General features: G+C 42.3%; 21 protein-coding genes. 10 read left to right on the forward strand and 11 right to left on the reverse strand.

Annotation, left to right across the window (positions count from 1 at the left end; all coding sequences use genetic code 11):
- Window positions 1–261: 261 nt before the first annotated feature.
- From AB6E85_RS04765 to AB6E85_RS04780, 4 genes are read right to left on the reverse strand one after another with little or no spacing between them, the layout of a single operon-like run.
- Entirely contained in the window at window positions 262–2,418 is a 2,157-nt protein-coding gene (locus AB6E85_RS04765) for a c-type cytochrome (protein ID WP_372141659.1), read from the reverse strand.
- Window positions 2,415–3,029, reverse strand: a complete 615-nt coding sequence (locus AB6E85_RS04770) for a cbb3-type cytochrome c oxidase subunit II (RefSeq protein ID WP_017060032.1) — start codon at window positions 3,027–3,029, stop codon at window positions 2,415–2,417. The genes AB6E85_RS04765 and AB6E85_RS04770 overlap by 4 nt, the downstream gene beginning before the upstream one ends.
- Window positions 3,030–4,454, reverse strand: a complete 1,425-nt coding sequence (ccoN, locus tag AB6E85_RS04775; RefSeq protein ID WP_019825043.1) for a cytochrome-c oxidase, cbb3-type subunit I — start codon at window positions 4,452–4,454, stop codon at window positions 3,030–3,032. It abuts the gene before it with no gap.
- 37 nt (window positions 4,455–4,491) lie between these two features.
- Window positions 4,492–4,866 (reverse strand): cytochrome c, encoded by a 375-nt coding sequence (locus AB6E85_RS04780; protein WP_372141660.1) that lies wholly within the window; start codon window positions 4,864–4,866, stop codon window positions 4,492–4,494.
- A 464-nt stretch (window positions 4,867–5,330) separates the two neighbouring features.
- On the opposite strand from AB6E85_RS04780, the gene AB6E85_RS04785 reads away from it, so the two are divergent.
- Together AB6E85_RS04785 and AB6E85_RS04790 are read left to right on the forward strand one after the other, a co-directional pair.
- The gene (locus tag AB6E85_RS04785; RefSeq protein WP_372141661.1) at window positions 5,331–5,786 is read left to right on the forward strand and encodes a hypothetical protein; all 456 of its coding nucleotides are present in this window, start codon (window positions 5,331–5,333) and stop codon (window positions 5,784–5,786) included.
- 9 nt (window positions 5,787–5,795) lie between these two features.
- The gene (locus AB6E85_RS04790) at window positions 5,796–6,821 is read left to right on the forward strand and encodes a diguanylate cyclase domain-containing protein (RefSeq protein WP_372141662.1); all 1,026 of its coding nucleotides are present in this window, start codon (window positions 5,796–5,798) and stop codon (window positions 6,819–6,821) included.
- 446 nt (window positions 6,822–7,267) lie between these two features.
- On the opposite strand, the gene AB6E85_RS04795 is transcribed toward AB6E85_RS04790, so the two are convergent.
- The 6 genes from AB6E85_RS04795 to AB6E85_RS04820 form a co-directional block, all read right to left on the reverse strand.
- Entirely contained in the window at window positions 7,268–8,155 is an 888-nt protein-coding gene (locus tag AB6E85_RS04795) for an FRG domain-containing protein (RefSeq protein ID WP_372141663.1), read from the reverse strand.
- A 531-nt stretch (window positions 8,156–8,686) separates the two neighbouring features.
- Window positions 8,687–9,634 carry a hypothetical protein gene (locus AB6E85_RS04800; RefSeq protein WP_372141664.1) on the reverse strand — a complete coding sequence of 316 codons (948 nt, stop codon included), beginning with the start codon at window positions 9,632–9,634 and terminating at the stop codon, window positions 8,687–8,689.
- A gap of 18 nt (window positions 9,635–9,652) precedes the next feature.
- A complete protein-coding gene (locus AB6E85_RS04805) occupies window positions 9,653–10,234 on the reverse strand; it encodes a hypothetical protein (RefSeq protein ID WP_372141666.1) in 582 nt (193 codons plus the stop codon).
- A 1-nt stretch (window position 10,235) separates the two neighbouring features.
- Window positions 10,236–11,099 carry a hypothetical protein gene (locus AB6E85_RS04810; RefSeq protein WP_372141668.1) on the reverse strand — a complete coding sequence of 288 codons (864 nt, stop codon included), beginning with the start codon at window positions 11,097–11,099 and terminating at the stop codon, window positions 10,236–10,238.
- Window positions 11,100–11,691: 592 nt separating this feature from the next.
- A complete protein-coding gene (locus AB6E85_RS04815) occupies window positions 11,692–14,091 on the reverse strand; it encodes a putative bifunctional diguanylate cyclase/phosphodiesterase (RefSeq protein ID WP_372141669.1) in 2,400 nt (799 codons plus the stop codon).
- A 3-nt stretch (window positions 14,092–14,094) separates the two neighbouring features.
- Window positions 14,095–15,126, reverse strand: coding sequence for a spermidine/putrescine ABC transporter substrate-binding protein (locus tag AB6E85_RS04820; RefSeq protein WP_372141671.1), 1,032 nt, complete (start codon window positions 15,124–15,126; stop codon window positions 14,095–14,097).
- Between the two features lie 362 nt (window positions 15,127–15,488).
- On the opposite strand from AB6E85_RS04820, the gene AB6E85_RS04825 reads away from it, so the two are divergent.
- From AB6E85_RS04825 to AB6E85_RS04855, 7 genes are all read left to right on the forward strand, one after another.
- The gene (locus AB6E85_RS04825; protein WP_372141672.1) at window positions 15,489–16,139 is read left to right on the forward strand and encodes a LysE family translocator; all 651 of its coding nucleotides are present in this window, start codon (window positions 15,489–15,491) and stop codon (window positions 16,137–16,139) included.
- Between the two features lie 278 nt (window positions 16,140–16,417).
- Window positions 16,418–17,218, forward strand: a complete 801-nt coding sequence (locus tag AB6E85_RS04830) for a PhzF family phenazine biosynthesis protein (protein ID WP_372141673.1) — start codon at window positions 16,418–16,420, stop codon at window positions 17,216–17,218.
- A 142-nt stretch (window positions 17,219–17,360) separates the two neighbouring features.
- The gene (locus AB6E85_RS04835; protein ID WP_372141674.1) at window positions 17,361–17,864 is read left to right on the forward strand and encodes a YgjV family protein; all 504 of its coding nucleotides are present in this window, start codon (window positions 17,361–17,363) and stop codon (window positions 17,862–17,864) included.
- A gap of 59 nt (window positions 17,865–17,923) precedes the next feature.
- Window positions 17,924–18,238 (forward strand): cupin domain-containing protein, encoded by a 315-nt coding sequence (locus AB6E85_RS04840; RefSeq protein ID WP_193840315.1) that lies wholly within the window; start codon window positions 17,924–17,926, stop codon window positions 18,236–18,238.
- Window positions 18,239–18,365: 127 nt separating this feature from the next.
- Window positions 18,366–18,848, forward strand: a complete 483-nt coding sequence (locus tag AB6E85_RS04845; RefSeq protein WP_372141675.1) for a GNAT family N-acetyltransferase — start codon at window positions 18,366–18,368, stop codon at window positions 18,846–18,848.
- Window positions 18,849–19,013: 165 nt separating this feature from the next.
- Complete coding sequence (locus tag AB6E85_RS04850; protein ID WP_050633506.1) at window positions 19,014–19,271, forward strand: hypothetical protein; 258 nt, start codon at window positions 19,014–19,016, stop codon at window positions 19,269–19,271.
- A gap of 131 nt (window positions 19,272–19,402) precedes the next feature.
- Window positions 19,403–19,699, forward strand: coding sequence for a hypothetical protein (locus AB6E85_RS04855; protein ID WP_017064710.1), 297 nt, complete (start codon window positions 19,403–19,405; stop codon window positions 19,697–19,699).
- Between the two features lie 127 nt (window positions 19,700–19,826).
- On the opposite strand, the gene AB6E85_RS04860 is transcribed toward AB6E85_RS04855, so the two are convergent.
- A complete protein-coding gene (locus AB6E85_RS04860; protein ID WP_372141676.1) occupies window positions 19,827–20,324 on the reverse strand; it encodes a fasciclin domain-containing protein in 498 nt (165 codons plus the stop codon).
- 204 nt (window positions 20,325–20,528) lie between these two features.
- On the opposite strand from AB6E85_RS04860, the gene AB6E85_RS04865 reads away from it, so the two are divergent.
- Window positions 20,529–21,515: a DUF2860 family protein gene (locus AB6E85_RS04865; RefSeq protein WP_048608552.1), complete on the forward strand. Its 987-nt coding sequence runs from the start codon at window positions 20,529–20,531 to the stop codon at window positions 21,513–21,515.
- Window positions 21,516–21,656 lie beyond the last annotated feature (141 nt).

Consider the following 21,656-nt stretch of genomic DNA (forward strand, 5'->3'; position numbering starts at 1 on the left):
AACTGTCCTTAGTACATCTTTAGAAAATTTTGCATATTATGCACTTGGTGTCATCTTTGTTCTGCGACATTGATCGCATTATGTGCAGCTCTGCTTAATTGTGTAATCAGTTAGTTACAATTGTGTTGTACGGCAAAGCATCGAAAATTCGCGTTTGGGCAAAAGAAAAGGAGACACAGTGGTCTCCTTTTGGTTTGTTAGGCAAAGATAAAAGTTACGTACTGTCCGCTGCTTATTGAGCCAATCGGCTACGCACAGCTACTATCGTATGTTAATGTTCTTATCTCGATTTTCGTACATTTCAGGCGTGGTGTGTAATCCACCCGCATAACCTGCTGCTTCAAGTGTTTCTCTTACCTCTCGAACATGCTCAGCCGTGACCGGTTCATTTCGGGCGCCAAGGTTTAAACGCACAAACGTGATTAACTCAGCTAAGCGTTGATCCGACAATACATCCTCGAAACTTGCCATCGGCATGAAGTTTCGATCTTTGTCGAGATAGGTGGGTTGCAAGCCGCGCACCGTTACCGCAATGGTATTGAATGGGTCGCTGTGCATGATAATGCCATTATTCAACAGAGTAGGGGCGATTGGGTCGCGGCCTTTACCATCGTCACCATGACACGCCCCACAAGTTTGACGATACGTGGTGTAGATTTCACTGGCATACGCAGCTTCATCAAACCCTTTAGGCTGTAACGGAACGGCATCACTGGCAATGGTGTTGTTGATGTCCCCACTGAGTAGGTAATAGGACATCGACTCAATATCTTCACGTGTCATCAAACTTAGGCTGTTTTTCACTACATCAGCCATACCCGCAAAAGCGGTGCCTTTGTCTGAATGTCCGGTGTGTAAAAAGTCGGTAAGTGTTGCTTCATCCCAACCATCGACATAGAGCTCATTAGCTGTGATATCAGGCGCGTTCCAACCGTCAATCAAGTTACCTTGGAAAATACGTTCTGGTATCAGTGCTTGGGCAATGTTTCGTGGCGTATGGCACTCCGAACAGTGACCAAGTCCTGCGACCCAATACTTGCCTTGTTGCCACTTATCGACATTCTCAATTTCTCCTTTAAGCTCCTCTGGTACTTCGTAATCAATAGGGTCGGTATCCATGAATACGATGTTCCAGCCAAGCAAACCTAAGCGAATATTGGATGGAAACATCATGCTGTTGTCATCGTTGCGTCGCGGCACGGCGGTGATTGACTGCATGTATTCCCATAAATCGACCATGTCTTGGTCGGTGAGGTATTGATAAGAGGTGTAAGGCATTGCTGGGTACAGGTAACCATTCTTACCTTTACCTGCAACTAACGCAGCTCGGAAATCATCAAAGTCATAAGTCCCAATCCCTTCGGTGGTATGTGGCGTTATGTTAGTTGAATACACGGTACCGAAAGGGGTGACAAAGGGCAGGCCGCCAGCAAAGGGTTCGCCACCTTCTGCACTATGACAAGCCACACAGTCACCGGCGTAAGCGAGATATTCTCCGCGCTCAACAGATGATGCTTTCAAACTCGCGAGCCTTTGTTGCTCCACTTCACCAGCGTGTCGGATATAAGCCCCAAGCGCGAGTATCTCGTTCTCGGTGAGCTGCTCATCAAACGCAGGCATTAGATTGTTCAAACCGTAATTGATGGTGTGCTGAATCTCTTCAATACTGCCGCCATGAAGCCAGATATCATCGGAAAGATCAGGTACACCAATCGCTGGATTAGCGACAGCACCATCGGCATGACAAGACGAACAGTATTGGACGAACAAGGTTTTACCGAGCTCGACTTTAATCTCCGGCACATCGGTATGACGTTGGTTGAGGGACGCTAGATAGTAGGAGACTTTTGCCACCTCATCTGGGCGCATGATTTCACTCCAACCCGGCATAGCACCGTTCCGGCCTTTGGCGATCGAATGAATCACAGCTTCATCACTGCCACCATAAAGCCACTCTTGGTCTATCAGGTTAGGGAAGTGCTTCTGACCTTGCGCATTATCTCGGTGACAAGCAGCACAGTGAGTTTGGAACAGAACTCTACCGCTGTTCACGATCTCTGGGACGGCAGCTAGTCCTTCTAACGTGGTTTCACTGGTTTGTGCAAATTGCTCATTGAGAGTGGTGGATGGTGAACTGAGCTTATCATCGCTTTGTTCCCAATCGACTAACCCTTCCCATTCGCCAAGCCCGGGATAGAGCACCAAATAGCCTGCAGACAAAAGAAATGCGACTGCATAACTGACAAATAACAGCTTAGGTGGAGGCGCATCTTTCTCTTCAATACCATCAAAGGTGCCAATGGTGTGGTCGTGATCGGCCTTGTGATTGCTACGCCAGTATTTAACGACAACAGACACCATCAGAACAAAGAATATTAAGGTTAATAGTACCGCCCATAGATTCCAGAATGTGCTCATTGTGATACCTCCTGTGACGTATCTTTACCCAGGCTTTGTAAATAGCGAATCAGCGCTTCACCTTTGGTTTTACCTCTTACTTGCAAACGGGCGTCACCAATTTCTTGATCGGTATAAGGCACACCTAAGGTACGTAACACTTCCATTTTGGCGCTAATATCATCGCCAGTCAGAGTCTGCTCAAATAGCCACGGGTAAGACGGCATGATCGAGGTCGGTACGACTTTTCGAGGATCAATTAAGTGAATAACATGCCATTGGTCAGAATACTTTCTACCTAAGTTAGTGAGGTCAGGGCCAGTACGTTTAGAGCCCCACAAGTTAGGAAACTCATAGATATCGTCTGCTTCTTGGTTGGGACGGCCATTACGTTTCACTTCTGGCTCTAGAGGGCGAACCATTTGTGTGTGACAAACATGGCAGCCTTCACTGATGTAGATGTCTCGGCCTGCTAACTCTATCGGTGTGAGTGGCATCGCTAAGCTGCCTTTGGCAATATCATCGCCACGGACAATGCTTGGCACTACCCAGACCAACAAAGAGAAGGAGGCCACGACAACAGTGGTCAAAATTAAAATGACGATTGAATGTGTGAAGTCTTTACTCATCATTTAAGCCCCCTCATTAACGGTGTGTTTAGCATCATGTACGGCGGGCATACGAACCGTTTTGTACAAGTTGAAAGCCATTAAGAACAATCCAAGTACAAACAGCGCACCACCAAAGAAACGCATGAATAGCCAAGGTGCTTTAAAATCCATAGCTTCTACAAAACTGTAAATCAGTTCGCCATTTTCATTTTGAGCGAGCCACATATAACCCTCGCCGATGCCTGCGATCCAAAGTGCAATCGCATAGATGGCGACGCCAGCATGAGCAAGCCAAAAGTGCCATTTAATCAGTCGTCGTGACCAAAGATCGGTTTGGCCCCATAAGCGTGGAATGAAGTAGTAAAAAACCGCTATCCCTGACATCCCAACCCATCCGAGAGCCGCGGAATGTACGTGTCCGATGATCCATTCGGTGTTGTGTGCCACCATGTTAAACCAGCGAATGGCGAGTAGCGGACCTTCGAATGTCGCCAAGCAGTAGTAAAGAATCGCTGAGAAAAAGAATAAAAGAATGTAGTCGGACTTCAGCTTTTCTTTGTTTTGTAGGAGGGTCATTGCGCTATTAAACGCACCCGCCCAAGAAGGGAGCCACAGGATCAATGACATCACGATGCCGATGTTCTGAATCCAGATAGGAACGGAAGAATAAACCAAATGGTGCGTTCCGGCCCACGTGTAAAAGCCGACCAAGCCCCAGAAATGGATCACAGACAAACGGTACGAATAGATAGGTCGATCCGCCGCTTTAGGTATGAAATAGTAGTTCATACCAATCACACCAGCGGTCAGCAAGAAGCCGACGGCATTATGTCCCCACCACCATTGAACAATCGCATCTTGAGCGCCTGCAAACACAGAGTAGGACTTCATCGCCAACACAGGCATCGCGAGGTTGTTCACGATGAAAATCATTGCAACGACGATGATGAAAGCAGCAAAGAACCAGTTAGCCACGAAGATATGGCTGACCTTACGCTTAGCAAGGGTGCCAAAGAACAACACCGCATACAGCACCCAAACTAGCACAATCATCAAGTCGATTGGCCATTCAAGCTCCGCATACTCTTTTGAGCTGGTGTGGCCTGCGGGTAAGGAAATGACCGCAAGTAACAAGATGAATTGCCAGCCCCAAAATACCATCCATGAAAGGCTTTTATTGAACAAGTCACAATGGCCTGTTCGCTGGGCAATGTATAAAGACGTCCCCATCAAGATATTCACGACGAAGCCGTAAATTACTCCAGAGGTATGTAGCGGACGCAGTCGACCAAATTGGAAATATTGAGAATCAAAGTTTAAGACTGGCCAATATAATTGCGCGGCGAGAATCACGCCGATGATCATACCTACAATCGCCCACACTAAGGAGGCGATGATGAAGTACTTCACGACCTTAATGCTGTATTGCGTTGTCACTTGTTCCATAACAAGGCTCCTTGCCTAGATATTTTGAATCGCTGACTTAATTTGAATCTCTGAGCGAGCTTGCTTCGTTGCCGAGCACTGAATAGAAATAGGAAATGTCACGGATGTCTTGATCTGAGAGCGTGTCTGCTTGTTGCTGCATGAGAATCGCTAAACCACTGGTTCTTTCTCGAGTCTGATAATCTTTCAGTGAGGAGATGAGATATCCCACTTTTTGACCGCGAAGGTTCGGGTAGGGATCTTGTGTTGAGATGCCATCAGCGCCATGACAGGTCATGCACACTTTGGCTTTTTGTTTACCTAACTCGAATTGTTCTTGGTTAACTTCAGCAGAAACAGGAAACACGACCAGCGTCATTACTAGGGTAGAAAGTGTCGCCATGGGGTTAAATTTTTTTATATTCAAACTCATTCTCGGTTCCCTTGATTATGAAATGAGTAAGCTTTTTAAGATCAACGCACGAGATCAACTGGTGAAGTAGAAACGACTGGAACTCGTTATTAGGTCTCTTAAAGCTGCTTACGTTCGATTAAAGGTTATGCATCAACCAGCATTCTCGCTACTTACTTACTCATATTTATTGTTAATTTTGTTGTTTGATACGTATTCATAGGGGTTATTGGATTACTTCTAACGTTCAAAATATGTGTTTTTATCGCTAGACGGTCGAGAGGTAATGTTCAGGCGGCAGCACTATTGAGCCATTGTGGAGGTCGAAGGACTAAAGGAAAGGGAGACAGAGAGCTTGATAACACTTGGTGGATGCTGGGGGCTTGGCACAAAGTGATACCGTTCAATCCGAATGGCATCGATACGAGTTAAATGGTCATTTTAGGCTAGACTCAAATTAGTTACCTTTTTAAATGGAGTTTAGAATGAGAACTGTATTCCTGTTTGTGCTCTGGTTTTGCTCGTTTTCGATTTTTGCAGCCTCAGAGTTAACTGTGTTCGACCACTCCGGAAAAAAGCATGCGTTAAGTAGAGAACAACTCCTAACACTTCCTCAGACAGAAATTACCACCATCTTGCCATGGGTTGAGGGTCTGACCGTTTATAGCGGTGTGACGTTGCAAACAGTGCTTGAAAATATGGATCTACCCATATCACCGCAAGTCACTTTCGTGGCATTGAATGACTACAAAATTGCCGTGCCTAAAGAAGATTTCGATACCTATGAACCCATTATTGCGATCAAAAAGAATGGTGAGTTTATGTCTGTGAGACAGAAAGGCCCTTATTGGTTGATATATCCAATCTCTGCCAACCCTGAGACCAATACCCCTGATTTCCATGCCAAAATGATTTGGCAGATTCGTGATATTCACCTGTAGAGGCTAATTATGAAGAAGCTGTTGTCTATGGCGGCAATCAAAGTTGTTGTTTTGTCTTTGGCCGTGGTTGTTCTATCCGTCAATGTCTACAGTGTTACTCGAATTAATGACATCAACAAGAGTTTTTCTAACCGCCAAAATGAGGCTACTTGGTTTGTTTTTCAACTCGTCAAAGAGTATGCAAACTTCTTGATGGTTAGCCACGCAAAGACGATCGATTATGATGAACTGTGGTTGGCTTATGACATTACTTGGAGTCGCTTTGATATTCTGATCAACAGCACTGAATCGTCCAATTTTATTCGCTCAGCAAACTTTAAGCCGTACTTTACCGCAGAGTTTGAAAAATTTAAGTCGTTAGAGTCGTCAATCAAGTTGGTCAGTACAGGGCAATTACCTAAAGAATCCCTACAGAAGAAAGTCGATATTTGCTACACCACCTTGGTCGAGTTCATTAACGAAAAATTTCGATTACAAAGTCCTGTCATTGAAGAAAATACGTCCATGGTAGGAAAATTTGTTGTTGTTCACCAAATCAGCAGTGCCTTCCTTGTCTTGGTTTTGTTGATGACGGGCACCATTTTCTATCTCGACTTTGCCATCAAACGAAAACTTCATTCTACCGACTTCATTACCGGTTTTCGTAATCGAGTCTCTTTAATGAAATTTGTTAAGAACAGTTATCCAACAAACAATAACTTTGATCTCTACTTTGTACGAATCAGAAACCTCAATGAGATTAACCAAAAGTACGGTCTGGAATATGGTGACTTGGTGGTGAGCTCAGCTGCTAAGTCCCTGACGGCAAAGGTTCCGGAAAGTACCATCTCGTTTCGTAGCAGTGGCAGCCAGTTTCTATTCTTCATTCCTGAGCACTTGTACACAAGTGATGAGATACAGGAAAAGTTCAATGACGTGCTCAAGGATTATATCTCGGCGGGCAATTTAGAGTTGATGATTGATGCTGTAGTCAGGCATAAGAAGAATATCAGCTCTAAAGATATGATGGAGCTATTAACGACAATGCAGAGCTAATCCCCGCATTAGCCAAAAGTCAGAACGTTACGTTTAGTTGCTTTCCGCTCACCACGCTCCCGATTCATTAACATGGCTTTTTCCATCCTTTATTTGCCTCATCATTCAATGCTGAACCCACGTAGAGCTCCGATACTTATTGTCGGAGGACAATATAGTTTGATCTGAAATGTGCCTCTTTCAAGCTCCCCATAACGGTATGACCACTAACATTTGATCATTTTGAGGCGCGTTGCTAGCAACAAGACTTTGAGATATGACAGTAAAGATTGATCAATTCCTGAAACGTTTTTGGACATAAGCGTGTTACGTACTTCATATTACAGTGTGAAATCGCATAACGTCAGCTACTGTTAAAGCCCTTCAATTGCGTACAAAGTCATGGCCAATTTGACTAATCTACTACATTTTGGGGGGCAAAATGATACAGATTGAAAGTCGGCTAGTTAGGGGAGGTCGAATTTCTGCTTGGTTTTTTCAGCAGCAGCCTTTATTAAGTCTAAGTTAGGGTCTTCCACTACGTCTGGGTATACGAACTTTTCATTGACCTTGTATTCATTTTCCAATTTTTCAAGAATCTTAGGTTTTAGCTCTTTATTGATAACAAAGACTTTATTGAATCCATCATTGCATTTACTTGTGTGCATAATTCGATCAAAAGGAACATCATCACAATGGTATACAAAGACACCTTTTTGGTTGTAGATTCTTGCAGAGTACTTAACCTCATCAAGCTCAATTCTAGGAGTGACAGTTTTAGAACTCTCTTTGTCAATAGTTGTGAACATATTGAACATCATTTCATCTGTCTCAGCTTCTGTCAGGACTCGGTTTTCTGTAGGGTGTTTAAAGTAGCCCATTGGCATTGTTTGATTGCTCGGCATCATCGCTTTTACATGCCAAAGAATATCGCTCACGTACAAAGTGCAATCTTTGTCAGTGAACCACTCTTTTTCGTCAAGACACGCAAAAAATAGAGATATCTTAGGGTCGGCAGAAAAATCTATGAGATTTGTTGGTAGACCATAGTGTTGAGCTAGGTAAGCAATCGAGTTAAAAGACAGCTCTTTGCTACCAAGTTCACGTAAGCACTTGTAAAAGTAGTCGAGAATTTCAAATGAAAATTCTTTATATTGCTGCTTATCAACTTCAGGTAGGGACATTGTTACTCCAATGCCAACCTGTTGTTCACTCCAGTTCAAAGAGTCTTTGTTATCTTGCAAATATTGGCGGTAAAAAGATGAGATACAAATAAAGTCAGCGCTTGGCATACCTCGGAAATATACATACTCTGGAAAGTGTGCTTTTAGGACGTGCTGCTCAAGCTCTTCCATTGTGTCAATTCGTTGCTCATACCATTTTCGGTGTGGGAAAGTGGGAAAGTGGGAAACATATTTATCCTCTTCTTAGGCTGCGGGAGCTAAATTGAGATCTGGGAATGCTTTGTTTACTGCTTGCATTGATGGTGCTAATTACAAGCGAAACTATTCTGTGTCAGCTATCAAAAAGCCACCGTCGTGGGTGGCAATAGTTAAGGAACTATACTTCTAGATACTATACTGCTATAAAAATTTGAAACTATTAGAGATGTAAGTAAGTGTGATATCGTACTGTCGTAACTCATTTCGGGGCAAAACGTACCAGAGCCTCAGTCAGCAAGGTTCTGGACATAAACGTGTTATTGAATACTCTAAATTAGCATCTCATGGATAAATTCCGGTATTGTAAGTCTCCAATCAAGTGGCCAAATTCATTCTGTCACTAAACTTACCTCTAACATGGGCGTGTTTTCAGGTAATAGCGTAAAAGAAGAACCACCGACCAAGGCGGTGGTTTAGGAAAAAATAAAAAATCCGAAAGGAGCTTTATTCTAAAGTTTTCACTAACTCAACAGTTTGCTTTTCGTGTGCAGAATTAACATTGCTAGTACTCTTTTCCTGTTGTTCTGTTCCAGTGACGATAACGCCTTTTAGCTTGTTTTCAGTATTAGTAAGAGCTTCGGTTGTCTTTTGTGTATCAGCAACGATAGAGTCCCAAAACGATAAAGGACTTTTTAGGCTGTACATTCCCCAAACAAAGAATAATAACGCTAGTAGGACTATTGCTGTTGATACATAAACTCGCCGTTGCTTCGCTTTAGATTCAACCTGAGATAGTGAATTACATTCCCTTATTTCATCAAGCTCCCCATCACCTATATAGTATGTATATCTATCAACCAGTTCATTCAATTGAGTTCGCGCCAGCTCAGCGTTTGACACTATTTCTTTGCGTATCCAATGAAGATTTAATAATCCTCCCATAATGAAAATGGTGGATAAAGCGGCAATTTCAAAATTAAACACATTCTCTACTTTTCCTTTATCTATACCTGTAAAGACAATAATCGTGAAAAAGTAGGAGAGTGTAAGTATTAGTACATTTCTCGCCGAAGAGATACTGTCAGAAATCTTATCGCCGATTTTAGCTGTTGTTTCGTAAAGAAAATCAGATAGTTTCGATGTTACTTCTACATATTGCTCAAAATTATCAGTGATATAGACCTTATAGTTGGACTCCAAAATATCAAACACATAGCGTTTGAACGAGTCCCTAACATGCTGATGTTGAGCGATTACGTGATTTATAATGCTAACTCGCGTTGGGTGCCGTTCGTCGCAGTAACCCCACAAGTACATGTCGTAAATAACTTGCCCATAGCTATGATAAAACTCAATTTCTTCGTTCGCTAAGTCTAGTGTTTTACCTCCATCGAATACAAAACTAAGCCTATCTAATGCACATTTTCGACATAACACGGCAAGTGATGCCAAAGTTCTAAGTTTAAGTATTTAGTCAAATAATAAAGTATCGCTGAAGAACTTGTTATTAAGGTCACTCAAGTACTCTACGTAGCAACTTTCGATATCAATCACGTCATGCAGTGCACGCGTCTTGTTCGATAGGATATGGCTGTCTCCGCATGTGAATGATATATCTGATATATCTGCGTCAAAATTTACGTGCCTGATACCGTCATACCTATTCTTCAAAGTAGCTAGAATAAACTTAAATTGAAGCGTCATTTTTTTCGACTCAAGGTATGCTAGAAAATGTTCACTTGAGTAGACTTGCAAGACGCGGTCTGGGTTATCTTTTGTTGCGACAAGCTTTACCGCCACATTGGATCTATCGGTTTCATATTGAAATATCTCCAAAGTGCATACCTCAGTTTTAGCGAGTGCATGATCGTCAAGCGTGAAAGATTCTTCTTCTTCACCAAGATGGAAGACCGTCACGTTGTAGTTGGCTGAGTGATTGCTTGCACTCAGCACAGTATCAGAAAAGCTATTAAAGTGATTGACCCAATCTTGTTCATCTAATGTTAACGTACAAGAAAAAGTGTTCTCATCTTCAAAAAATTGAACTGTCATCTTAATCAAGTTCTTTTCTATTGAATCGCCCGCGTGGAGAATTGTTTTCAATCATTATGTAATCTTTATCATTATGAGTGACTTCATAGATGATATCGTTGGTGCTACCTTGAATAACCAGAGTGACACCCGCGTTCACAGTAATGGTCTCTTTAATCTTCTTTTTAATATACGTTTTGTCAATTTCAAATGAGCCGTCAAATTCTTTCGTTCTTTTCGCTTCACGTAGGTTCGAAACAAAGTCTTCAACTGTGAATCCTTCTGTCAAAGGAGTGTATGCGTCAATAGTCTCATCGATGAACTCATCAAAATTGAAGACTTCCTTAGTGTTGAAGTAAGAATTGACACAGTCTTTTAAACCAAAGAAGTCAGCTTCAGATACTTTTTTCACTTTACTCCGAAGCAAGCGGCCAACTAAGTCAAAAACTTCCTTAGTATTGGTTTCGTTGTTTCGTAGCGGTGTAGCGTCCAAGAAATCGGTATGCCAAAAAAACGAAATAGCACCATTTTTGTCCGTTAAGTAAATTGCGTCTTGAAAAGATTCATCCTGATTGATATTCACCAAACAAGATTTCAAAATCGCTTTGTCTTCAGGCAGGCCCGACTTTAGTCTGTATGTTTTCTCTTCAAAATACTTCTTAAAGTCAAGCTTCGTAAGTAAGTAGCAATGCCGTTGGTCTGTTTTTAGTTTGGCAATAATGAATGAACCATCCGATGTTTTGAAACGAGATTTCTCTTCTGCTTCATAAAGGTGATCGGCGATATTAGTTGAGTATAAGTCAGGGGCGCCCAAGAGTGATCTAAGTTCAGACTCCACATAAGCTTCATCATTAAAAGTGTAAGCTCTAGAAGAGTTACTATTCATCGTCTCCTGAGACAGTTTGATAAGAAACGATAGTCAGTCGGCGTTTTGAGATAAATCGATATCACTTTTTTTATAGCCAACTCCATGCTCTAAGTCGTATATACGTAACGTCTCAATTGGGTTTCCTTGGGGTGTTTCTGACTCGGTAGTTGATACCCAAATACCTTCACTCATAAATAATTGTCCTGAATATTTTTGTTAGAATTTAACAGAATGTGATATCAAAAACATCGTAAATTTATGCACTCAGTGATATAGCTATTATTTTTATATGGAAGTAGTAAGATTCATCTAGATGACTTTCCCTGTATTGTTTAACGGGATACTGGCGGCAGGTGTTGACTAGATTTACTATCTGAATGGATAACTTTTAGTAGAGCAACTGTACATTAACAAGAACGTGAATGAATGTTGGCTCTACCTTAAAATGGGGCAAAAGTGTTTTAGCTGACCTGCTCCCGTCTGACTACATACAGCCAAAAATCGATCAATCTTTATTGGAACTGATCAAACTTTGTCATCCGACACTTATTAAGGCAGTGAAGGTTGCTTACTTGTGACTATTAATAATGATTCCGTGCAATGACTCGTTTTAAGCACTCGATCTGGTAACGGATTTCGGATTTAAAATCGCTTGAGGGTTATGGTTTCGAACAAAGTCGATGAATTCCAGATAAGTGAGTGGCTGACTGAAGAAGTAGCCTTGTATTAGGTCACAGTTCGCTTTTCTGAGGTAGTGATACTGCTCTATAGATTCAACACCTTCACCGACGACTAACGTGTCACAAGAGTGGCCTAAGTTAACCATTGATTCGACCATCTTACGGTCGGCTTTGTCGTCTACCATGTTATCAATAAAGCTTTTATCAATTTTGAGCTCATCTACAGGGTAGTGAAGAAGCTGATTAAACGCTGTATAGCCTGTACCAAAATCGTCGAGGGAAACCTTTAAACCTAAGCTTCTGAGGCTCTCGATAGTCTGTACTGTGAGCTTGGTACTTTTCACATAACTGGTTTCGGTTATTTCTATAATAATATTGCCAGGTGGCACTTTATAACGTTCGAGTACTTTACGGATGTTGTCGGCAAAATTACGGTTGTAGAGCTCCATCGCCGAAATATTAATCGACAGAGTGCCATTGTACTTATGAAGTTCTGAAAGCTCTTTATAGCTTTTGATAGCGGTGCTAATGACCCACATATCTAGCCTGGCAATAAGGTTACTCTTTTCTGCAACTGGGATAAATTCTTCTGGGCCCGCATCGATATCAAATAAAGCTGGGCAACGAATCAGGCACTCTGCGCCATCTATCTGAAGTGTCTTGGCGTTAAAAATCGGCATAAAGCGAAGTTCAAAGTTATCACTTTCGCAGCACTCTAAGAGTCTTTTCTCTACAACGTCATGTCGTTCCAAGGTATGTAACAACTCTTCACCGTAAACAATGCGACTTTCCCCATCGCTATGAGACTTCGCGTTAGCCAACATTTCATCGATGCATCGGTGCCAAATATTTTCGAATTTGGGTGTGTCGAGCGGCAAAACGCCTGTTGCGAGCGATAGTCGGAACCCATAGTAGTCAAGGAATGTAGTGCCCGTCAGTGTATTGTTGATGTTCTCAATTTCTTCGTTGATCAGTTGATGCTTATCCGTCTCTAAAATCGCAATAAACTGGTTTCCTCCCAGTCTTGCTAAAGAGTAATCACTGCAACTAAAGCCCAAAGATGATTGCTGGTTTTGTAGCGTTTCTTTCAGTGCTTTGGCCAAGCTTATCAGTACATTATCACCAACTTTTGCACCATAGAGATCGTTGATTTTACGAAAGTCGATGATGTCCCAACAAACGACATAGCAGTGTGGGTTCATTGAGCTTTTTAAGCGTACATCTAGGTGTCTGATGAAAGAGCGGCGATTGGCTAACTTGGTGAGTTGGTCGAATTCAGCTTCGAATTTCAATTCCGTTAATGAGTCGATGTAAGCGTTTTTCAATCCATCAATTTCACTCTGTCCTGATGAACGTTTGAAGTATCTAAGTTTGAGCCCACCGATCGATATCTCTTGCAGTAAGTCTTTAAGCGGGCGCACAAGTTGGTAACGCACCACTAAATGTACGATTAACATGATCGTAAAGAGAGTACCAAAGCCACCCAACAAGGTTTGTTTAGCGATGATGGCTTTCTCATGGTTGAACTTTTGTTCTCGAATATTTACTTGCGCGATGAGATGTCGGCTGGTCATCTGCACATTGATATTATCTTGGGTTTGCTCAATTGATTTGATAACGAATTGGGTATTTTCGATGTTGGCAGCGTCTGAGGATGGCTCGATTAAGAACTGAATATTGTCATCGTCATTGTATTTGATTAATAAGCTAGAGAGTTGTATCAGAGGTCCGTCAGCAATCAAGATGTAGCGATCTAAACTGTTACTTGCACGTTTATCTTGAGGAAGGAGGTAAGGGTCAATTGCCGCAACATACGAATATCTGAGCTCGCCACTAATCGAGATATAAGAGAAGCCTTCGTAGGAGAGTTCCTTCTTGCTGATTAACGAGGTGTATATGTCGAAGACTCTTTCATAAATCTTGTCAGGGATTTTTAGCCCCTCGAAAGGATCGGTTCTGAGAGTCGAAAGCGTTAATTTGAACTTAGGGTCCACGATATAAACATTGCGTTGTCCAAATTGATTGACGTGATTCTGGCTTAATACACGAAGTACTCGTTTCTCCAATAGCGATAGAGTCGTGTAGTCGCCTGGGTTTTGAATATAGCGAAGAAACTGCAACGAAGACCCAATATCTTTGACCAGTAAGGATAAGCCGAGTTGCTCATACTCTGCAGCGACTAAAGCGGTATTCACATCAGATTGCACTTTGTCTAGGTACATATGCTTAGCGTGATTTGACGCGAAGTTGTATGACACGATTCCTGCGATCAGAAAGACCAACAGTAGCGTGGGTAAAAGTACGAAATAGAGCTTCTTCAAAACGGGCATGAGTTATCTCAAACTGTCGACAATACGATTGCGAATTTGAATGCTACTCGGTTCTAACGGCTGATAAAGGTAGCTGCGATCTAATACTGCTTTACTCGGGAAAAGCTCGGGATCGTTTTGATACTCCTGAGAAGTGAGTGCTTTTGCTTTTGAACTTGGTGTTGCAAACCATGAATCCATTGCGTTTTGAGCGGCTATTTCAGGTTGCGATAGGAAGGAGAGGATAGTGGTTGCCTGTGGAGATAACTCTCCGTTGTTAATTGCAGCCATACACTCTAACCATAAGGTCGTTCCTTCTTGAGGCACTGCGTAGGCCCAAAATGCTTCAGGTTCGGCATCATTAAGCACATAGCTGTCACCTGAATATCCGTAGGCGAGGTCGATATTGGCTAGACGCTCAAGCTGGTGGATGTGGTCGATGACATACTCATTGCTTTCAAGATGTGGTTTTTGCAGTTGTAGCGTTTTGTACGCAACACGAAGTTCTTGTTCATTATTAGTAAATGGGTCAAATCGATTGACCAATAACGCCGTGCTTACCAAGTCGGTGGGGTCGTAGTACATACTTATACGGCCACTGACTTTCGAGTCGGGTTCAAGAATCGCCATCCAAGATTCTGGGGCGGAGACTTTATCACTGCGATAAAGAATACCGGATGTTCCCCACGCGTAAGGAATTCCATACTCACCACACCCATCCGCCCACCTGGGGTCAAAATTGCTTTCAATGGATTGTTGTAAGTCACTTAGGTTATGGAAAAGGTTTTGTTTGGCTAATGCCTTAAGTTTTACGCTTTCGACGATGACCAGTTCAAAAGCGCCTCGACGCTCGCTTAATAAAACCTCATCCCTTATTGACTCATCAGAGAAGAATTGTTGCTTTAGTGAGATGCCGTAGGTATCACTTAACTGGGTAACGACGCTGTCAGATAAAAATTCATCCCAATTGTAGAGATAAATATCATGCTGCTGGCCAAATACAGGGCTAGCCAAAAAGGATGTTGACGCGAGAATTGATACACAAAACGCTTTCACTGACGGATTCCCTTTCGTACGTGATAACTAAATCGTAGCCCAAAATCTGCGACATGATTCAAATTTACGGCTCTTATTTTAGTACAACCTAATGCAATGCATGCGAACACAGACTTTTAATTACCAAAATAGAAGGAAAATGAGTCTTGGTTATGAGATCGCTAGGCAAAATAATGGATTAACTATCTGAACTAAATGTTGGAAAGTCGGTTATTAGATCGTCTTTACCTTACGAGGCTTATGAAAACGTGTTGCCCGTCTGATTCTCTTAGTATCGAAACATTAATTATGAACCAAAAAACCAACTACAAGTTAATTATGCGATAATAATGCATTAAATTTCACAATAAGGACATTGATTTATGGATGCAGGTTTAGTTGGGATTTTTGTTACCGTGGCGATTGCTCATTTTTTGGCGTTGTTGAGCCCCGGACCAGACTTTGTGATTGTAGTGAAGAGTGCTGTTCGAAATAAGGGAAGAAAAGCACTAGGCGTTGCATTCGGTATTGCCAGTGCGAATGCGGTTTACATTGCTTTGTGCCTAGTTGGTGTAGGCTCGATTTTGGCAGCATCCGTTTCTATTATGATTGCACTCAAGATCATTGGTGGTGTGTTTCTTGTTTATCTTGCTGTGCAAGCGATAAGAGCGAAAAAAAGCAATTACAGTAATTTCGATGTTGACGAAGAAGGTGCCTCCAATCAAACCACTTTTCTTAAAGAATTTGTTACGGGTTTTCTATCGGGAATCCTTAATCCTAAAAACCTTTTGTTCTATTTGAGCTTATTCACGGTTGTGTTGAACAATGACATTGGCTTCATGTTTAAGTTGGGGTTAGGTATTTGGATGACGGTGGTTGTATTTGTATGGGATGCGGCGATCATCTTCCTGTTATCTGCACCTAAAGTGCGTCAAGAGTTTACACGTGTTGCTTACTATATTGATAAAGTGACAGGAGTCATGCTGGGTCTGCTTGGCTTGACCATTGTGAAATCTGCTCTGGTACGTCAGTAGATTCACCATTGCTGAGTAACCTTACGTTTGTGGCACTATACAATGCCTATGTGCCGCGAATGTGTGTTTGTTTCCTACCAGGCAGATACGTTTTATCTCTTATCTGCCCGATAATAAACCTTCTGCTTAATCCGCCTATTATTTTCATAACTCTTTGTTTATCATTCTTTACTTCTTAAATAAGTATTAATAACGTTGCTGTTGAACACTTGTAGCACGGGGTGTTTGTGCTTATTGTAGGCAACAATATTTATCCAATATTAGAGCTAGGAACTATTGTGAATTTAGATATATATCAAGTGGACTCGTTCACAACTCAAGCTTTTAAAGGAAACCCAGCTGGGGTCTGCATTTCTCAAGATCTACTTGATGAGTCGCTAATGTTTTCAATCGCTGAAGAGATGGCGGTATCAGAGACGGCTTTTCTTGCGCTTAACACTATGACGCTTAAATGGTTCACTCCTGAAGTCGAAGTGAAGCTGTGTGGGCATGGCACACTGGCAACGGTTCATGTAATGAAAGAGCAAGGGCTGCTTGACACAGGTGATAAGGTCGTGTTTAACACTTTGTCTGGGGAGTTATCTGCCGCCGTTTGTGAATCGTCTATCGAGCTTGATTTTCCTAGTACACAGCTATCATTGCGTTCTGAACCCAATCTCAAGCTGCTTGAACACTTAGGAATAGAGCCGCACCAAGTCGTTTCATTTAGAGAATTTGACTCTAAGCAGTTAATCGAAGTTTCCAACGAACAAGCGTTATTGGAGCTTTCACCAAACTTTGATGCGTTAAAAGGCATTCAAGGTCGCGGTGTTGTGGTCACAGCATTGACAGCAAATACGGGACTTGATTTTGTTTCTCGTTACTTTGCACCCTGGGTTGGGGTTAATGAAGATCCTGTTACAGGGTCGGCGCATTGCGCATTGGCGCAGCACTGGGCAGAAAAGCTCAACAAAATCCGTTTCAGTGCTTATCAGGCGTCTCGTCGTGGTGGTTATATGTCGACAGAGCTCTTAGCTAATGGGCGAATAAAGTTAATCGGTTCTGCGACCACTGTGATTGCTGGCGTGTTGAAGCTTTAGATCTCTATAGAAGCTGTAGGTCTCTATAGAAGTTTTAGAGCGCTGTTTGACCTGTATCGTTGGAACCGCCTAGTACGTTTTATTCGACTGTTCACAGTTAAAAGAGGCGGCTAGAGCGTAATGTATTATTGAAGGAATCACCGTGTCTGCCTTTTACCTTTCTCAAGTATTAGTCGCGATAGCCATTTGTTTTGATCTTCTGTCATTCCAATTCAAGGAAAGGAAGAAAATCGTCACTTGTCTGTTCTTTGCTGGCGTTCTTATTTCGAGTCACTTTATCCTACTTGAACAATGGACAGCGGCGAGCTTAATGACGATTGCCACGATTCGCTATTTGACGAGCGTATTTTCTACCTCGTCTAAGTTTAAATATTTGTTTTGTTCGATGTCGGTGGTCGCAACCGCAGTGACTTACTCAGGGCTAACTAGCATATTGAGTTGCTTTGCCTCCGTATTTCAGACCTTTGCAGCCTTCAATAAAGATGACCGTCGATTAAGAGAATTGATGATCATTGGAACCAGCTTTTGGTTGGTTCACAATTACTTAGTTGGCTCGCCAACAGCGGTTGTGATGGAGGCGCTGTTTATCTGCAGTAACTTGGTGGGCTATTACCGTTTTTACTTCAGAAAGAGTGCCGCTGCTTAGGTTTACAGTGCAGTTAAGCCCAAATTGTTAATCAATTCAATGCTAGCTAGGAGAGCTTGATGCCAAACATTTACAATGATGTTCCTTCATCAATACCCAATGAGATATTCAATGATCTGATTGCCAACGATAGTGTTCGAATTGAAAGAATATTGTCGCATGGACACAGTTCACCAGAAGAGGGTTGGTATGACCAAGATGAGAACGAATGGGTGATGGTGATTGAAGGTCAAGGCGTCATCGAGTTTGAAGATGGACGCGTTGTTACCTTGTCTAAAGGGGATTACATCAACATTGCTGCGAGAGAAAAGCACAAGGTTGTTGGTACAGATAAAGATACGGTGACGATCTGGTTGGCTGTGTTTTATCGTTGATATCTTGTTCTAAAGTTGAGGCTGTTGAGTACAGGTTACAGAGCCTGTTGAGCTTGGACTATTGAGCCTGCTGATTCCGCTGTCTATTTGCACCTCTGAAAGAACTTAAGGCAAAAAGGAGTATGTCGTGGTTAGAATTCGAAACTATCAAGCGAGTGATGACAAAGCACTGTGGGAGATCTTCTTTCATACCGTACGTAACGTGAATGTTCGAGATTATTCTCAACAGCAAGTCGAAGCTTGGGCACCCAGTAGCTTTGACTTTGCGTTATGGCAAAAGCGTATGAATGGGTTACAACCCTTTGTGGCTGAGCTCGATGGCTGCGTTGTTGGCTATACTGACCTGCAACCCAACGGCTTGATTGATCACTTTTTCTGTCACCACGAATATCAAGGGAAGGGGGTAGGGAAAGCGTTGATGGAACATGTTTTCACTGTGGGTCGAGTTCGTGGCGTATCGAGATATTTCTCTGAAGTAAGTATTACCGCAAGGCCTTTTTATGAGCACCTTGGCTTTAAGTTAGTAAATGAACAGGAAGTCGAAATGCGGGGCGTAAAGCTGACCAATTACGTGATGGAAAAGATAGTTGAAGATGGACAAGGCAGCTGAATAGGTGGACTCGTGTTCTTAGGGATACAGACATCGAGTTTGAAATATTAATGAACCTTATTAAGGATAACTTTTCCTGATCTATTGATATTGTCGATGAGTTCAAATTGTGTGCAAGATAATTTGTCTAATCTAAACATTGAGTGAATACAAGGAGTGTTGTTCATGAGTCATGTGAGTAGATCTAAACTATATACATTAGTGTCGATGTTGTCCTTCGCTGTTGGCGTTCTTGCCTTAGATGCTGGGGTGTCGGGGCTATTTCCTCTCTTTGTTGTTGTCATTTCATTCTTTTCATTTGTCATCAACTCGTTTCTTTGTTTGTTCGGAGGTAAACGTGAAGATGGCTTTGATGCCTATCAAAAAGCAAATCAGACTCGTTCGGGAGCACTGGTCAAAGGCCTAGAAGACTCGAGCAAATAAACCTGTGCTTTCAGACGAACGGTAATCTCATTTTTGATACAGTTTTCACCTGCTTTTTGTTCTCTTATTCAAGAAAAATCATCACTTTAGAGATAATATTCACTTCAACTAATATCAGTGAAGGAAGAAAAGTGGGAATTGAAGCTTTAGCGTTTGTGATGGACGCATTAATTACCGCATGTTGCATGTACATCGCCTCTAAGATGTCTTTCGTGGTCGCAGATTTTAAATCCCTTCTTACTATTGCTGTTATCGTTGCATTGGTGTCATTGATTCCAACAGTGGGCTGGGTGTTAGGGTTGATTCTGTTTGTGTTCCTACTGGGGAAAGCAACGCACTCTAGTATTGGTGATTGCATCTGGGTGGTGGTCTTCACGAAGGTGGTATCGATGGCGGCCTTTCTGATATTCGGGCGCTTGTTTATGTAATGCGGGTTTTTGCTTATCTAAAGGCAGGCTCGACTAGTTTGATACCTATCTTTACTTGGTATTTAAACATGAAAAGGGTGTGAACCTGTCGCACCCTCTAAGAACCTTTGGACTGTGTTCGTCTTTGCTATTTAGGCAGTAACACACCATTGATCACATGGATGACACCATTGCTCGCTTCAACATCTGCCATCACGACCTCGGCTTTATTGATCATGACGCTACCGTGATCCATCCCTACCATTACCGCTTCGCCTTGCACTGTTACAGCACTATCAAGTTTCATCACTTCTGACGCCATTATTTTTCCTGGCACCACATGATAGGTCAGTACTGCGATGAGCTTGTCTTTGTTTTCAGGCTTCAACAGCATATCAACCGTTCCCTCTGGTAGTGCAGCGAACGCTTCATCCGTTGGCGCAAACACAGTGAAGGGACCATCACCTTTCAATGTTTCAACTAAGCCTGCCGCTTTTACTGCCGCTACCAAGGTATTGAAAGAGCCGTTTTCAGCCGCCACGTCAACGATGTCTTTCTTCATCCCGTGGTGATCAGCGTGAGCAAAAGCCGTAAAAAGAAGCGTCGCAATTAGCACTGACATGGTTTTGATTAATTTATTAAACATATTGTCTTCCTTTGAGTTTTGTCCGTTATTTTCGAGAGGTATTACGAAAGCCCAATCGTGATAGATCAATTTGTTGTGTCTTTGAGTGAATGGTTAATGATATCGACTGCGGCAAGCGAATAAATTTATATTGTTAAATGCTTGTTATAATTCCATTTTTATGCTTATAGTTATTTGATGATTATTCAAATAATGGATGTGAATATGAGGTTTGTTTTACCAGTAGTCTTTTCTGCATTGGCTTCAATGCCTGCATACAGTGGCCTTGCTCCAAGTGAAGGCTTCAGCGGTAACTTCAGTGTATTAGCTGGTTTCTACTCTGACAGTAGTAATTTGAGTACTGAACAAGATTCGAATCAAGCCACCAACACCCAGGAAGGGGAGAGTGAAAACCAAGGGCTACTCGGCTTTTTGGGTACTGTTCAATATACTTTTGGCGAATCGCTGACTCACCAAGTGTATGCGGGTACAACACGAGAGGATATTGCAACAGGTACCATTGCGTTTGAGATCGGTTATCGATATCAACTTTCTGGCGGCACCATATTGGATTTTTCTGTTCTTCCTACGCTTGTCTCGGGTAAGGCTTGGTCTGACCCTTACGCGGTTGGCGTTAATCGAAACGAAACCGATTTAAAAGGTAATGTTGGGCGATTGCAAATGACCAACATAGGCGGCACTGGCTTTCGAACGGATTTCGCGATTGGTGAGTCCGACGTTGATGATGAGCTGTCTGGGACTTCATTGGGGCTATCTGCTGAAGAGATAGCACTGCTTAATAGGGAACGAATCTATGTGTATGCCAAAGCAGGATACCCTTTCATCTTAGCTAACCAAGCGGGTGTGTTCGTTCCATCCATGGTGTATTTCCACTCTGATGCGGAAGGCGGAGCGTTTAGCTTTGATAGTTACGGTATTGAATTAAATTACGCCAAGAAAATTGGTCGTCACGGTTTTGTTGTCACGTTGGATGCACATGATCGTCAGTACGATGAAGCGAACCCAATCTATGGAAAAGCCCGTGATGAGAGCGAATACGGTGCTTTTTTAGCGTATGAGTTTGGTGGTTTGATGGGTTATAAAGATTGGGCGTTCATTACTTTACTGGGTCTAAGAAGCATAGACTCTAATATCGATTTCTATAACTCCGAGCAAGTATTAGCGAGTGTGGGTGTGGACTATAAATTCTGATATTCGTACTATGTTAAACATACTCATCAAAGCAAAAGTTTAAGTTCAGTCTTACTATTTGTTTAATTATTTCGGGCACTTACACCTTTAAAGATTGTAGGTGCCCGTTGCTATCCGTAATATGACAATTAGCTTATGGAT

The organism is Vibrio sp. 10N.247.311.51, from assembly GCF_041467855.1.
GTDB classification, from domain to species: Bacteria; Pseudomonadota; Gammaproteobacteria; order Enterobacterales; family Vibrionaceae; genus Vibrio; species Vibrio coralliirubri.